Source organism: Bradyrhizobium sp. Ses1, from assembly GCF_059512365.1.
On record NZ_JCAMOQ010000018.1, the window covers coordinates 97,374 to 108,975 of the forward strand.

Sequence of the window (11,602 nt, forward strand, 5' to 3'; positions counted from 1 at the left end):
TTTCCGCCTGGAAGCAAAAATAAGCCCGGCGGCCAGGACGGCCACCGGGCTTGTTCGGAACTTCTCACGGACCTGCGTGCCTCGTCTAACCTCCTGCGGGCTGCCATTTCGCTAGCTCGCTTCCAGTATCACCCCGGGTGCGCGGCCACGCCCAGGGAGCCTGCGGCTGATACAGCCGATACCCCGCACGGATGAAGTTGTTGGCAGAGGCGATATTGTCGGTCGTATCCGAAACGGTCGAATACCATCCATTGCGGCGTGCACGAGCCTCCAGGGCGCGCATGAGGCGCAGTTGGAGAGAGCGGCCCAAATGTTCTCTTAGTACGCCAACCCGACAAAAGTAGCCGGCGTTGTCGACATGCGTCGAAGCAACAAGTCCGGCAAACGCCACCGGCTCAACTCCGTCGAACGCAACCACCAATGTCCATGATCGAACTGAGGAACGCGCGCCGAAGAACGGCTGCTGATGCAGTTCGGCAAGCGTGTCCGCGACGTCTTCATCCTGGCCGTCGACCTCCCGAATTCGATACATCAGTGAGTTCCCTCCAATCCTTGTCATTCACTTAGCAAGGGTCGCCTTGATGCCCAGCCAGATTGCCCCAAGCACCCCCGTCGCGATGACCGTGATTACTGCCTTGAAAGTGTAACTCTGAGCTTGCTCTACGCTCCGCCGCCAACGTCGCAGGTGCTGAAAATCGGCCCGCAATTCGCGACGATCCTCCTCCTCAATGCCAAAGAAGTCAGGATCGTCGCAACCGTCTTCAGGACCACGGCGTCGATTTCCTCGTGATGGATTCTTTGCTGTTCGGCCAGCGTCTCGATCACGATGGCCCGGATGTCCGCTTCATGCATCTCGATCAGCGCTTAATGATGCGGGCCACGTTCTCGAATCGCCACTTGGCGAAATAAAACGAAACCACGAGGTTCGACGTGACCGCAGCAAATCCTGCCAGCGGATCGGTCGTGCCAAGTCCAAGAACTTTATCCCAGACCAGCAACTTCAACGCTGTTCTGGTGTGACTGCGGGCGAGCGAACGAATTTCGGTAAGAGTTTTTGCCACTTAAGTCTCATGCAGATCAGGAAGATCGTATGGCTTCGCTTGCGCGCGACGGCGTATTGAATTTGCGGCAGATCGCTCCGGAGACAGCGATCATTTCGGCACGAACCTTATCCCCTGGATCGTCGGGGGCCGCTTGCGGCCATGGCACATCTGCCAGGCCGCGAGGCCGGCGCGTTCGCGCGCGCCGGCTGATTGACTGAAAGTGGTTCGGACGACGGCGCGCTTGCGACGCGCGGCGTCGGGGCATGGAGATGTGGCGTCGTGACGCGCCGCCGTCGTCCGATTCGAAAAACGGAAAAGAAAAAGCCCGCCGCGGATTTCTCCGCGCGGGCTTCACAATGTTTGCGATGATGTCCTTATGCCCCTGATTTGCCCGATATGTCAACGTCCGAGTTGACTTGGCGCAGAGCCAGCGATCCGGCGGCGCATCATCGGTGGTCGCACGCTGGGACAGCAAAATGCCCGCAGCGGTTACTTCCGCTGCGGGCATTGATGAATTCCGCGACGATGTCCTTATGCTGCTGATTTGCCCGACGCGTCAAACGCTTTCTAAGAAACGACTTCGACGTTCGGGACCAGTTCGTCAGCGTGCGCTGAACCGCGCAGATCCCGTGTGAGCGAAGCAAACGAAAACCAGTCTCGAGTGTCATTCCGGCGCCGTGGAGTTAGCCGGATGCGCGGGCTTCGGTCCGGGCGGAGCAGGTTCGATCGGCGATTTTGGCTCCGTCGGCATGACCGTGGCGCCTGCCGCTCGCGCGGCTTCCCCGGTTGTGGAGTAATTGGCTGTCGCGGCCGGCTGTACCTTCGGCTTGCTCCACGGACCATGATCGACCACCAATATGCCGAGCACGCCGGCTGCCGCCACCGCCAGTGCTACCAAGAGGGGCGCCCCGCCGTGCCGGTTCGAGCGATTTCCTATCAAAGGACTCTTCTCCATCGAATGCGTCTGGCCTAGTGAACAAATCCTCCGGAGCTCCGAGGTTCCGCGCCCGCCAGACCGAAGGGACTGTCCGCAGGTGGAACAAATTCGCCGTTGACGCATTTCATCGGTTGGGTGCTGATCTTCGGCGCATCGTGCCCTGTCAGACCCGATCTCGTGAGGTTCGAGCCGTGAACTTCGAAACACCTGAATCCCCGCTGCAGCCTAGCCTCGGCGAACGCGCGATCGACACCGCAACCGACGTATCGCGCACGATCACGGAGGTTTCCGATGGGCTTCGGGGTGCAATCGACCGGCTCAGCGACGCGATCAAGACGTCGCGTCAACCCGGCGGCACGCTGTCCACGATCAGCGCAATCACCCGCGAAGCGCCGCTAACGAGCCTGTTCGTCGCATTCCTGTTCGGCGTCGCGGTAGCGCGGCGGCGTTGAGCGCGGCGGCCAGGCACGGCTGTCGACACCTCCCTCGATAAACATTTTCTGGCGGCATCGAACCTGCCCGGATTCCAATGGTGGCGAGAGTGTGGCACAGTGATTCGGTGGGTTGTTCGTCCACAAGTCAGTGGCGTTGCGTCTCTTGGGGGAGAGGGGATCCAATGCTGCGCACATTCCGGCCGACGCCGACCTGCACGCGATTCAAGACCGGCATCGAAATGCCATGCATGAAGTGCGGCGCACAGATGCGCCTCGCCTCGATCGAGCCGCGAGATCAGGTTTACGACGTGCTGACCTATCGCTGCACGCCGTGCGACTCCGGGGAGAGCTTCCTGCAGGCCCGCTAAAGCTTGCATCAGCCGCTCAGCACCGCCATGCCGGCCTGAGTCAAAACGGGACTCTCGTCCTGCAGCTCGACCAGACCGAGCTCGCTCAGGACGCGGAGGTCCTCGTCGCTGACAGGGGATATCTTCAGGCGGCGAGCCTGGATGTCCCGCAACGCCCAGCGGAGCGCAATGGCTCGTTCGAGAGAAAAATCTGCGAACGGGTTATCCGCCATTCGCGTCGACCATTCCGGCATTCTCGTTTCCCGCTTCTCGGATGCGGCGGCGATGGTTGCGATAACGCGACAGGCACCTTCGCGTTCCCTCGCCCGCTTCCGGAAGTAGGAAATCGCTGCCGCTGGAGCGTTTTCGAGCGAAGTGGACACCGGTTCGCGCGAAGAAAACGCGTCAAAACAAGAATCTAGAGCTTCGGTTCTGATTCCATCAGAACCGAAAATGCTCTAATAGCGATACGGCTCGATGTCCAACAGCGGAAACGCGCTGAACACGCCCGGCGGGTTGGTCGCCGTCGCCGGATGCAGGTAGGACTTGTCGAGTTCGGCGAAGCTGGTCACGCCGAGCAGACCGAGGCAGCGGATCACCTCGTCTTCCAGCAATTCCAGCATGCGGGCGACGCCCCTCTCGCCCTCGGCGGCCAGCGCCCAGCATTGCAGGCGACCGATGCCGACGAGATCGGCGCCCGAGGCGATCGCCTTCACGATGTCGGTGCCGCGGCAGAACGAGCCGTCCACCATGATCTTGGCGCGGCCCCTCACCGCCTCGACGATTTCCGGCAGGACGTGCATCGCACCGCGGCCGTGATCGAGCTGACGGCCTCCATGGTTGGACACGTAGATCCAGTCGACGCCGTGATCGAGCGCGATGATTGCGTCCTCGGCAGTCGCGATGCCCTTGATGACCAGCGGTATCCTGAACTTATCCTTGATCAACTTCACCGTCCGCCATTCCAGCCCCTTCTGGAAGTCGCCGCCGGTGGCGCGAATACGGCTTTCCCGCACGTACCGCTTGGCAATGTCGCGCTCGCGACGGCTGTAATGGGCGGTGTCGACGGTCAGGCAGAATGCGGAATAGCCGTTGGCGACACTGCGGCTGACGACGTCCTCGACAAAGGCATCATCCCCGCGGACATAGAGCTGGAAAATGCGCAGCGCATCGGGTGCGGCCTTCGCGGTATTCTCAAGCCCTGGCTCGGACACCGAGCTCAGCATGTGCGCCGCGCCGAATGCGCCCGCGCCGCGGGCGACCGCCGCTCCCGCCGCAGGATCGAAGATCTCAAGCGCGCCGACCGGTGCAAGCATGACCGGCAGTCGCAATTTGCGTCCGAACACCTCCGTCGAAGCATCGACGTGAACGACGTTGCGCAGCACACGCGGCCGGAACGCGATCTCATCCAGCGCCACCCGGTTGCGCCGCAGCGTGGTCTCGGTCTCGGAAGCGCCGACGATGTAATCCCAGGCGTTCTGGTTCAGCCTGGCGCGAGCCTTACGGACAAATTCGTGCAGGTTCTGGTATTCTTCGCCGCTGGCCCCGAGTTCGACATTGCGTGTCGGCCGGATGGAGGTCCCGTCATTCATGGTAGTTTCTCTCCCGTTTTGACCGGCACATTAGCCGCAGATAAGCGGCAAAAGCTACCGCCTTGAAGGGCTAAATCCCGGATGCAAATGAAGGGCAGCTATTCGCTTGCGATCACCCGTCTGCCGACAGCGGAGAACTCCAGCGCTCAACCGCCCGAAAAGCGGCTTCTGTATTCGGTCGGCGATACGCCGAGATGCCTGAGGAAGGCGCGCCGCATCCGCTCGTCGTCACCAAAGCCGGCACGTTTTGCGACCTCGACGACGCCGCGTATTTGCCGGCTCTCCAGCAGCAGCCGAGCGGTTTCGACGCGGAGGGCCTCGACGCCGTTTGCCGGCGTCATGCCGGTGCGGCTGGCATAGGTGCGGGCGAAGGTGCGCGGCGTCATGCCGGCTTTCGCGGCCAATGTTTCTACCCGCAGGTCGCTGGCGATGTTTTCGATGATCCAGGCATGGAGCGCGCTGAAGCGACCTTCGACATCGGAAGCCTGTGCTGCGAGAACGGTCGAGAACTGGCTCTGACCGCCCGGCCGTTTCAGGAACACCACCAGCCGCCGGGCAACATCGAGCGCAATCGTATGGCCGAAATCCTCTTCGATCATGGCGAGCGCCAGGTCGATGCCGGCGCTGACGCCGGCCGACGACCAGACATGCCCATCCTTGACGAAGATCGCATTGGGCTCGACGCGGACATTTGGAAAGCTGTCCTGCAGCCGCGGGCAATAGCGCCAGTGCGTCGCAGCGCGCTTGCCGTCCAGCACACCGGTCCACGCGAGCGCGAAAGCCCCGAGACAGACCGAGGCGATCCGGCGTACTTGCGGCAGCGCCTGCGAAATCCATTTCATCAAGCGCGCGTCATTGCGGATCTCCCAGATGCCGGGGCCACCCGGGATCACCAACGTGTCGATCTGGTGCGGTCGCACGCTGCTGATCGGAGCCGTGCCGATCATCATCCCCACATCCGTCGAAACCAGTCCGCCCGAGGTGGACAGATAGGAAAGCGAATATCCGGGGCCCGGCAATTCGATTGCCTCCAATTCGGCGAACACCTGCGCCGGCCCGGAGATGTCGAGCAGTGTCACGCCGGGGAAAGCGACAATCGCAATCCGCCGCATCGCGGCCTGCGGGCGCGGAGGGAGCCGTCGGGATTTGGCAGATTTCGAGGGCATATTGTCCTTTAAGCCATTCGAGCCTCGCCTGTATAGCTCTCTATGGACAGTGGAGTTCTGCCATGGTGCGAAAGCTCGGTAGCCAATACCAGGCCATCAACTCGCCCTGGACCGGTTATGCAGTCTACAGTTTTCCGGATGCATCCTGCATCGGAGCTTCCGACCGCCAGCCGCTGATGGACGCCATGAATGGCATCATCGCCGTAAACTGGAAGGCGACGGAGCCGCACTGGACCGCAAGCTCTCCCCCATTCGACCGCAAGTATAGCCTCATCCTTGTGTTTGACAGCTTGGGATTGGCGGCCTTTTCCGTCTATCGCGTGCTGCAGATGTCATGCGGACCTGCGGTCTATCGCAGCGGCACCGAGGTGCTTCCGGCTCACCAGGGACACGGTCTGTACGGCTTCTTCACTCAGGAAGTGCTGAAGCGTGCAAGCTCCGCAGCAAAGGGAATTGGCGGCCTGTTCTACGGATGGCGGACACGCAATCCAATCGTCTGGGCGGCCAATGCCAAGATCTGCGAGAAAGTGACACCTTCGCTGCTCGACGACATCAGGGATTCCGCCCTGCAGGCAGCCTGCGTCGAGATGTGCGCAACCCTCTATCCCGGCAAACCGCTCGAGGTGCCGGAAATGATCATGCGCGGCGCGTACGGCCACATTAAGCACCACCGGCAGGCTTACCGCGGCACCGCATCACTGGTCGATGCGGCGATGTCCCGCATGATTCCGGATTCGGCGGATGCACTATTCTCGGTTGGATTTGCGAGGGTGTGATGTCGATGCTGGGTCAGCAAACCGCATACGCCTCGACGGCCTCGCGGCTCGGGGACCGGGCCTATTGGGCCTGGGCGACGGTCGCTGTCGCCTACGCCATCGCCTTCCTGCAGCGCGTCTCGCCGCAATCGGTCAATCTGAGCCTGATGCACGACTTCGGCACCGACGCCGCGGGCGTCGCGATGCTCGCCTCCGGCTACTTCTGGGGCTACACGCTGATGCAGATTCCGGCCGGCCTTCTGGTCGACCGTTACGGCGTCAAGCGCGTGGTGCTGGCCAGCATGGCCGCTTCGTCGCTGGGCAGCGCAGCCTTTGCGCTGGCGCCGAACCTGCTTGATGTCTTCGCAGCGCGCCTGATCGTCGCGTGCGGCGACGCGCTGGTGTTCACCGCGCTCTTGAAACTGGTCGCGCAGAACTTCTCCGATGAGCGGTTCGGCATCATGTCGGGCATCTCACAGGTGTCGGGATATGTCGGAGGCGTGATCGCGACGACGCCGCTTGCGGCCGCCGTAACGGGCTTCGGGTGGCGCGCCTGCTTTCTGTTCATAGCCGCTGTCGGTCTCGCCAATCTCGTCGCCGCCAAGTTCGCATTAAAACCAAATCCGGTGGCATCCGGCAACAAGACGCTGAAGAGCGTCATCGGCGCCGCACGGCAATCGTTGTCGCATGTCGCCAATTGGGGATGCGCCATGACCTTTGCGTCCCACTTCGCAGTGGTGACGACGCTGTCGGGAGTATGGGGCATTCCGATGGTGGCGCACTTTTTCAACATCTCGCCGATCGCCGCCGGAACGCCGCTGCTTGCCTTCATGATCGGCAACGCCATCGGCTCCATCTTCCTTGGTCACGCAGCCGACCGCGTGGCGGCACTCGACGCAGCACTGATCCGCATTTGCGTGCTGCGCATGATCCTCGTCGCGATGCTGCTGCCGCCGATCGCCAAGGCATTCGGCCTTGTTTATGTCACCGTGGTGTTCACCACGCTCGGCCTGGTCGCCGGCGGAACGGTCCCCCTTGTGCTCAAATGCACCAAGCGGCTCTACACGGCCGACCTCATCGGCGTCGGCGCATCCGTGAACACGACGGCGGCCGGGATCTTTGCCGGCATCGCGCAACCGATCATCGGGTTCGCCATGCTTGTCGCGAGCCAGTTCGCCGTAGCCGATACCGCACATGGCGCAGGTGCGATCGGAGATGCCGGCTACGGCACCTTGATCGCAATTCTGCTGCTCATGTCGCTGCCCGGGATTGCCGGACCGCTTTTGATGAAAGGCAAACTGATAGTTCAGTAGTGGCGTTAACCTTGTAGGGGGCGTTATGGAGCGTTTGTTCTTGAGAAGAGAAGAAGTCGCGTCGAAATTTGCGGTGAGCAGTTGGCAAAGCGTGATGTTCGCCGAGTTCGAAGCGCAGATGAGCAGCGAAGCGAGACCGTTCCCCTGCGTGTTCGGCGTAGCCGGTTATCGCCAGGACCAGCTCCGCTACCTGTTCCTCGATCCGTATGACGTCGAAGTACTCGGAGAACAGCTCGCGCATTATGTCTCGCAAGCCCGCTCGTTCGGCCCCAATACTTCACTGATCATGTTTACGCGGCCGCGCCCGGTACAAACGCTTGACGCCTATTATCGCAAAATGTGGTCGACGCTCGACCAGCTTGCGCGGTTGGACAAGTCTGCTTGGCCAAGCGACATTCCTGAACAGTTGGACGATCCCATGTGGGAATTCTCCTTCGCCGGCGAACCGATCTTCGTGGTGTGCACGACGCCCGCGCATGTGATGCGCCAGAGCCGTCGCTCCAGCGCGTTCATGCTGACCTTCCAGCCGCGGTGGGTGTTCGAAAAGATCCTCGGAACGGAAAAGGCGGCCGATGCGGCATTCGCGGAAGTGCGCAAACGGCTCATTCCCTACGACAGCACCAGTCCCTCGCCGCTGCTCGGACGCTACGGCGCGACCAACGGACGCGAGTACCAGCAATATTTCCTGCAGGACGACAACCATTCCGTAGGGGGCTGCCCCTTCGCCAAGCTCGCGCAGAACAAGTCGGCTCACACCAGCAACACGGAGCAAGCGGCATGACCAGGATTGTGACAGCTCAGAAGACCGAATTCGCGATCGATCCGGCGATCCTCAACCTGCTTCCGGAACAAGGCTCGATCGAACTGCAGCATGACGTTGCGGGCAAGGTCCATAGCTTCCACACCCATCCGGTCGACGAGATCCTGATGATCATCAGCGGCAGGCTGAATTTCACCTGGGATGGCGGTCAGCGCATCGTCAGCGCCGGCGATACCATCTTCCTCCCGGCCGGCACGGTCCACCAATCGGAAGCGCTGGAAGGCGGTGCGGTCTATGCAATCGCGACCCAGCCACCCGCCAATATGGCGCGCAACTGATCGTTTCGCTCGATGGAGCTCCGAGCTATCTACTGCAGCTCCACAACACACAACTTGGATTGTTAATCCACTTATTAGGAGAGGAAGAACTTATGGCATATCCAGGCAAACGCGACGGCTTGGCCAAGAAGGTTGAAACCGCAGCCCAAGAGGCCGAACGCCTCGGTCTGACCACGGCCACCTTGATACTGCGGATGGCGCGTCTCGAGATCGATCGGGCCGAGCACAAGGAAGCGGACGAGAGGCCAAACAACAAACTCCGCAGCAAGCCGAACTGAAGCTGTGGCTTGGCTGGTTTGGAGCCGAGACCCGTCGAAGAAGCGCGATCGCCGGCGGAGCGTGCCCAAGCCGATCCGCCAGACGATGGTCCGCTTAGTCCGTCTTCCCGAACGCTCCAGCTTTCTTCAGCGCCGCGATACGGCCGTCGTCATAGCCGAGCGTGGCGCGCAGCACGTCCCTGGTGTGCTGGCCAAGCAGCGGCGCGGCAACCGGATCGACGGTCGGCGTAACGCTCATCCCGATCGGCGTCTCGATATTGGGAACGAAGCCCGCGGTCGGGTGCGGAATCCTGCTGAGGCGATCACGGTCGCGCACTTCCGGCGCATTGAACCCCTGCTCGACTGTGCGCAGATAGCCGACCGGAATATTGGCCTTCTTCATCTTCGCCATCCAGTTTTCGAGCCTGTCGGTGGCAAAGATGCCGGCAATGATCGCGCGCAGCTTCTCTTTGTTTGCGGTCCGGTTCTTGCGGTGTGCGAAATCGGGATGGGTGATGAGATCCGGCCGGTCGAACACTTCGGTGACGAGGCGGCGGTACAGCCGGTCGTTGGCGCAGGCCATGTAGAGCGGACCGTCGGCGGCCTGGTAGAGACCGACCGTTGGCGAACCGTTTGGCGAATTGCCGAAGCGACCAGGATTCTGGCCGCTGATCAGATAGGCCATGCCGTAAAATCCGGTCATCGCTACCGCCATATCGATCAGCGCGACCTCGACATGCTGGCCGCGTCCAAGCCGGTCGCGTGCCAGCAATGCAAGCAGGATCGCATTGCAGGCCGACATACCGGTTGCCATGTCGACGATGGGCGGCCCGGTCCTAACCGGCTCGCCATCGGGAAAACCGTTCAGCGACATGAAGCCGCTTTCGGCCTGCGTGATCGGATCGAACCCCGGTCGCAGGGCAAACTCGCCCTTGCGGCCATAAGCCGAGATCGAGCAATAGATCAGTCGCGGATTGCTCGGCGCCACCGAAGCATAGTCGAGGCCGAACTTCTTCATCACGCCGCCGGAGAAATTCTCCACCACGACATCAGCCTTGGCGATGAGTTCGCGCACCACCTCGAGCGCTGCGGGATTGGTGAAGTCGAGCGCAATACCCCGCTTGTTGCGGTTGAGGCTGAGATAGGCCGCGCTCTCGCCGCCGATTTCCGCATGCTCATAGGCGCGCGTGTCGTCGCCACCATCTGGATTTTCGATCTTGATGACCTCCGCGCCGAAGTCGGCAAGTGTCTGCGTACAGGCGGGACCGGCAACCACGCGGGTGAAATCGATAACCAGCAGACCATCGAGGGCGGTCGGTTCGCCCTTTGCGCGCGGCGCGCGCTCGGGCAATTGTGGTCCAGCGGTCATGGTTGGGTGTTTCCTCTTATTGTCAGTTCACGGGCAAACACCCGTGGTCGCCAAGAGCGACGCCACGACTTTCTAGCGGAAGCACCAAGGTGAGGCCAAACCCGGATTTTGCAGGGCGGGATATCAGTCTGACATGGCTACCCGCTCAGACCGCGGATATTCCGCGGCGAGAAAGGGCACCACGCCCGATCGAGCCTCATTGCTGCTTTTCCCAGAACTGCAACAGTCCCTGCGAGGCCGAGCCACCGATCACGCAGGGGATGCCGATCGCGACCTGCCCGAGCGCCGCAGCCGAGACGCACCCGAGCGAGAGCGCGCCGACGCCAACCTGGCCCCAGAAGTCCAGATTGCGCCGGCTATCGGAGCCCTTGGCCTTGAGTTCGTCGACGGCAGCAAGGGCATCCCTGCGCAGCGCCGCGATCTCCACCGTATCGGCCGCATCGACGACCTCCGCGAGCGGCGCCTTGATCGGCGGTTTCTGCCGCGCCAGTTCGTTGCGCAGGAATTCACGCAGGCTGGCGTCGCGGATCGCATAGCTTGCCAGCGTATAGCGCGCCATGCTGCCGACCGTGAGCTTGTCAACGGTATCACGGCTCCTGCTCCACGGCAGCATTTCGATGATGCGCTGGATCGGAACATGGGAGCCGGTCGCAAAATAATACCCCCATAGCGTGTCCAGGAGATCCTGGTTGGTGGCAAAGGTCAGCGTTGTGTTCAGCTTCCTCTCCTCCTTGGAGAACGGATTGCGCGTAAACGCGACGCGCAGCTTGTCCATCATCCCGGGAGTCGCCTCCTCGAGTGGAATATCGTTGAGTGTCGGCAGCCTGCCCGAAAGGTAGCTGTCAATCATCACGCGGCGTCCCGGCATTCGCTCCGCAACCCTGCGCAGGATATTCCGCCAGTCAACCAGCCCGGAATAGGCGATTGCGCGCACGATCACCCATTCATCTTCCGGCGCGACGGGGAAGAAACTCGCAACCAGTTGCTCGGCCTTTTCCGGATTGGAGCCGATCGCACCGGCGATAAAGCCGAGATAGATGCCGGCATTTTCCGGCTCCTTGAAGCTTTGCGAATGGAAGAGAATGCGCACCGCGGCCGGCACATGGGCGTAATCCGGCTTGGCGCGATAATTATAGATCCACTGCTGGACCACGGCGAGCGAGGCGCGCGGGTCGATGTCCGGCGTCTTCTCCGCATGCGCCGATTGCATCAGCAGCAGGGAGCTTACGACGAGAGCTGCGTAACGCATCCGGCACTCCTGGCGAGCGTTGATGTATCACCGCCCCAACAT

The 11,602-nt window shown here is 61.7% G+C and carries 15 protein-coding genes and 1 pseudogene; 7 read left to right on the forward strand and 9 right to left on the reverse strand.

Going from position 1 to position 11,602, the window contains the following annotated elements; genetic code table 11:
- Positions 1–85: 85 nt before the first annotated feature.
- The 4 genes and pseudogenes from AC5ZG5_RS21455 to AC5ZG5_RS21470 all read right to left on the reverse strand — a co-directional run bounded on the left by AC5ZG5_RS21455 (position 86) and on the right by AC5ZG5_RS21470 (position 1,941).
- Positions 86–532: a GNAT family N-acetyltransferase gene (locus AC5ZG5_RS21455; protein WP_456643141.1), complete on the reverse strand. Its 447-nt coding sequence runs from the start codon at positions 530–532 to the stop codon at positions 86–88.
- Positions 533–559: 27 nt separating this feature from the next.
- Positions 560–852, reverse strand: a pseudogene (locus tag AC5ZG5_RS21460) (hypothetical protein).
- Between the two features lie 5 nt (positions 853–857).
- Positions 858–1,061: a hypothetical protein gene (locus AC5ZG5_RS21465; RefSeq protein ID WP_456643142.1), complete on the reverse strand. Its 204-nt coding sequence runs from the start codon at positions 1,059–1,061 to the stop codon at positions 858–860.
- A gap of 646 nt (positions 1,062–1,707) precedes the next feature.
- Complete coding sequence (locus tag AC5ZG5_RS21470; RefSeq protein ID WP_456643143.1) at positions 1,708–1,941, reverse strand: hypothetical protein; 234 nt, start codon at positions 1,939–1,941, stop codon at positions 1,708–1,710.
- A gap of 230 nt (positions 1,942–2,171) precedes the next feature.
- On the opposite strand from AC5ZG5_RS21470, the gene AC5ZG5_RS21475 reads away from it, so the two are divergent.
- Together AC5ZG5_RS21475 and AC5ZG5_RS21480 are read left to right on the forward strand one after the other, a co-directional pair.
- Positions 2,172–2,432: a hypothetical protein gene (locus AC5ZG5_RS21475; protein WP_456643144.1), complete on the forward strand. Its 261-nt coding sequence runs from the start codon at positions 2,172–2,174 to the stop codon at positions 2,430–2,432.
- A 164-nt stretch (positions 2,433–2,596) separates the two neighbouring features.
- Positions 2,597–2,782, forward strand: coding sequence for a hypothetical protein (locus AC5ZG5_RS21480; RefSeq protein ID WP_028164894.1), 186 nt, complete (start codon positions 2,597–2,599; stop codon positions 2,780–2,782).
- 8 nt (positions 2,783–2,790) lie between these two features.
- Here the strand turns inward: AC5ZG5_RS21480 and AC5ZG5_RS21485 are convergent, their stop codons facing one another.
- The 3 genes from AC5ZG5_RS21485 to AC5ZG5_RS21495 all read right to left on the reverse strand — a co-directional run bounded on the left by AC5ZG5_RS21485 (position 2,791) and on the right by AC5ZG5_RS21495 (position 5,465).
- Positions 2,791–3,015 (reverse strand): hypothetical protein, encoded by a 225-nt coding sequence (locus tag AC5ZG5_RS21485; protein ID WP_245474541.1) that lies wholly within the window; start codon positions 3,013–3,015, stop codon positions 2,791–2,793.
- A gap of 204 nt (positions 3,016–3,219) precedes the next feature.
- A complete protein-coding gene (locus AC5ZG5_RS21490; RefSeq protein ID WP_456643145.1) occupies positions 3,220–4,353 on the reverse strand; it encodes an alpha-hydroxy acid oxidase in 1,134 nt (377 codons plus the stop codon).
- A 146-nt stretch (positions 4,354–4,499) separates the two neighbouring features.
- Complete coding sequence (locus AC5ZG5_RS21495) at positions 4,500–5,465, reverse strand: GlxA family transcriptional regulator (protein ID WP_456643146.1); 966 nt, start codon at positions 5,463–5,465, stop codon at positions 4,500–4,502.
- Between the two features lie 116 nt (positions 5,466–5,581).
- On the opposite strand from AC5ZG5_RS21495, the gene AC5ZG5_RS21500 reads away from it, so the two are divergent.
- The 5 genes from AC5ZG5_RS21500 to AC5ZG5_RS21520 all read left to right on the forward strand — a co-directional run bounded on the left by AC5ZG5_RS21500 (position 5,582) and on the right by AC5ZG5_RS21520 (position 8,963).
- The gene (locus tag AC5ZG5_RS21500; RefSeq protein WP_456643147.1) at positions 5,582–6,295 is read left to right on the forward strand and encodes a hypothetical protein; all 714 of its coding nucleotides are present in this window, start codon (positions 5,582–5,584) and stop codon (positions 6,293–6,295) included.
- The gene (locus AC5ZG5_RS21505) at positions 6,295–7,587 is read left to right on the forward strand and encodes an MFS transporter (protein WP_456643148.1); all 1,293 of its coding nucleotides are present in this window, start codon (positions 6,295–6,297) and stop codon (positions 7,585–7,587) included. The genes AC5ZG5_RS21500 and AC5ZG5_RS21505 overlap by 1 nt, the downstream gene beginning before the upstream one ends.
- A 73-nt stretch (positions 7,588–7,660) precedes the next feature.
- The gene (locus AC5ZG5_RS21510; protein ID WP_456643149.1) at positions 7,661–8,368 is read left to right on the forward strand and encodes a YqcI/YcgG family protein; all 708 of its coding nucleotides are present in this window, start codon (positions 7,661–7,663) and stop codon (positions 8,366–8,368) included.
- Positions 8,365–8,685 carry a cupin domain-containing protein gene (locus tag AC5ZG5_RS21515; protein WP_456643150.1) on the forward strand — a complete coding sequence of 107 codons (321 nt, stop codon included), beginning with the start codon at positions 8,365–8,367 and terminating at the stop codon, positions 8,683–8,685. The genes AC5ZG5_RS21510 and AC5ZG5_RS21515 overlap by 4 nt, the downstream gene beginning before the upstream one ends.
- A 119-nt stretch (positions 8,686–8,804) precedes the next feature.
- Complete coding sequence (locus tag AC5ZG5_RS21520; protein WP_245474543.1) at positions 8,805–8,963, forward strand: hypothetical protein; 159 nt, start codon at positions 8,805–8,807, stop codon at positions 8,961–8,963.
- 94 nt (positions 8,964–9,057) lie between these two features.
- On the opposite strand, the gene AC5ZG5_RS21525 is transcribed toward AC5ZG5_RS21520, so the two are convergent.
- Complete coding sequence (locus tag AC5ZG5_RS21525) at positions 9,058–10,311, reverse strand: CaiB/BaiF CoA transferase family protein (protein ID WP_456643151.1); 1,254 nt, start codon at positions 10,309–10,311, stop codon at positions 9,058–9,060.
- A gap of 196 nt (positions 10,312–10,507) precedes the next feature.
- Positions 10,508–11,560 (reverse strand): hypothetical protein, encoded by a 1,053-nt coding sequence (locus AC5ZG5_RS21530; RefSeq protein ID WP_456643152.1) that lies wholly within the window; start codon positions 11,558–11,560, stop codon positions 10,508–10,510.
- Positions 11,561–11,602 lie beyond the last annotated feature (42 nt).

Excerpts from the sequence above, each read along its gene's own strand:
- AC5ZG5_RS21455 (WP_456643141.1), bottom strand. The coding sequence starts at position 532 with ATGTATCGAATTCGGGAGGTCGACGGCCAGGATGAAGACGTCGCGGAC.
- AC5ZG5_RS21480 (WP_028164894.1), top strand. The coding sequence starts at position 2,597 with ATGCTGCGCACATTCCGGCCGACGCCGACCTGCACGCGATTCAAGACC.
- AC5ZG5_RS21485 (WP_245474541.1), bottom strand. The coding sequence starts at position 3,015 with ATGCCGGAATGGTCGACGCGAATGGCGGATAACCCGTTCGCAGATTTT.
- AC5ZG5_RS21490 (WP_456643145.1), bottom strand. The coding sequence starts at position 4,353 with ATGAATGACGGGACCTCCATCCGGCCGACACGCAATGTCGAACTCGGG.
- AC5ZG5_RS21495 (WP_456643146.1), bottom strand. The coding sequence starts at position 5,465 with ATGCGGCGGATTGCGATTGTCGCTTTCCCCGGCGTGACACTGCTCGAC.
- AC5ZG5_RS21500 (WP_456643147.1), top strand. The coding sequence starts at position 5,582 with ATGGTGCGAAAGCTCGGTAGCCAATACCAGGCCATCAACTCGCCCTGG.
- AC5ZG5_RS21505 (WP_456643148.1), top strand. The coding sequence starts at position 6,295 with ATGTCGATGCTGGGTCAGCAAACCGCATACGCCTCGACGGCCTCGCGG.
- AC5ZG5_RS21515 (WP_456643150.1), top strand. The coding sequence starts at position 8,365 with ATGACCAGGATTGTGACAGCTCAGAAGACCGAATTCGCGATCGATCCG.
- AC5ZG5_RS21525 (WP_456643151.1), bottom strand. The coding sequence starts at position 10,311 with ATGACCGCTGGACCACAATTGCCCGAGCGCGCGCCGCGCGCAAAGGGC.
- AC5ZG5_RS21530 (WP_456643152.1), bottom strand. The coding sequence starts at position 11,560 with ATGCGTTACGCAGCTCTCGTCGTAAGCTCCCTGCTGCTGATGCAATCG.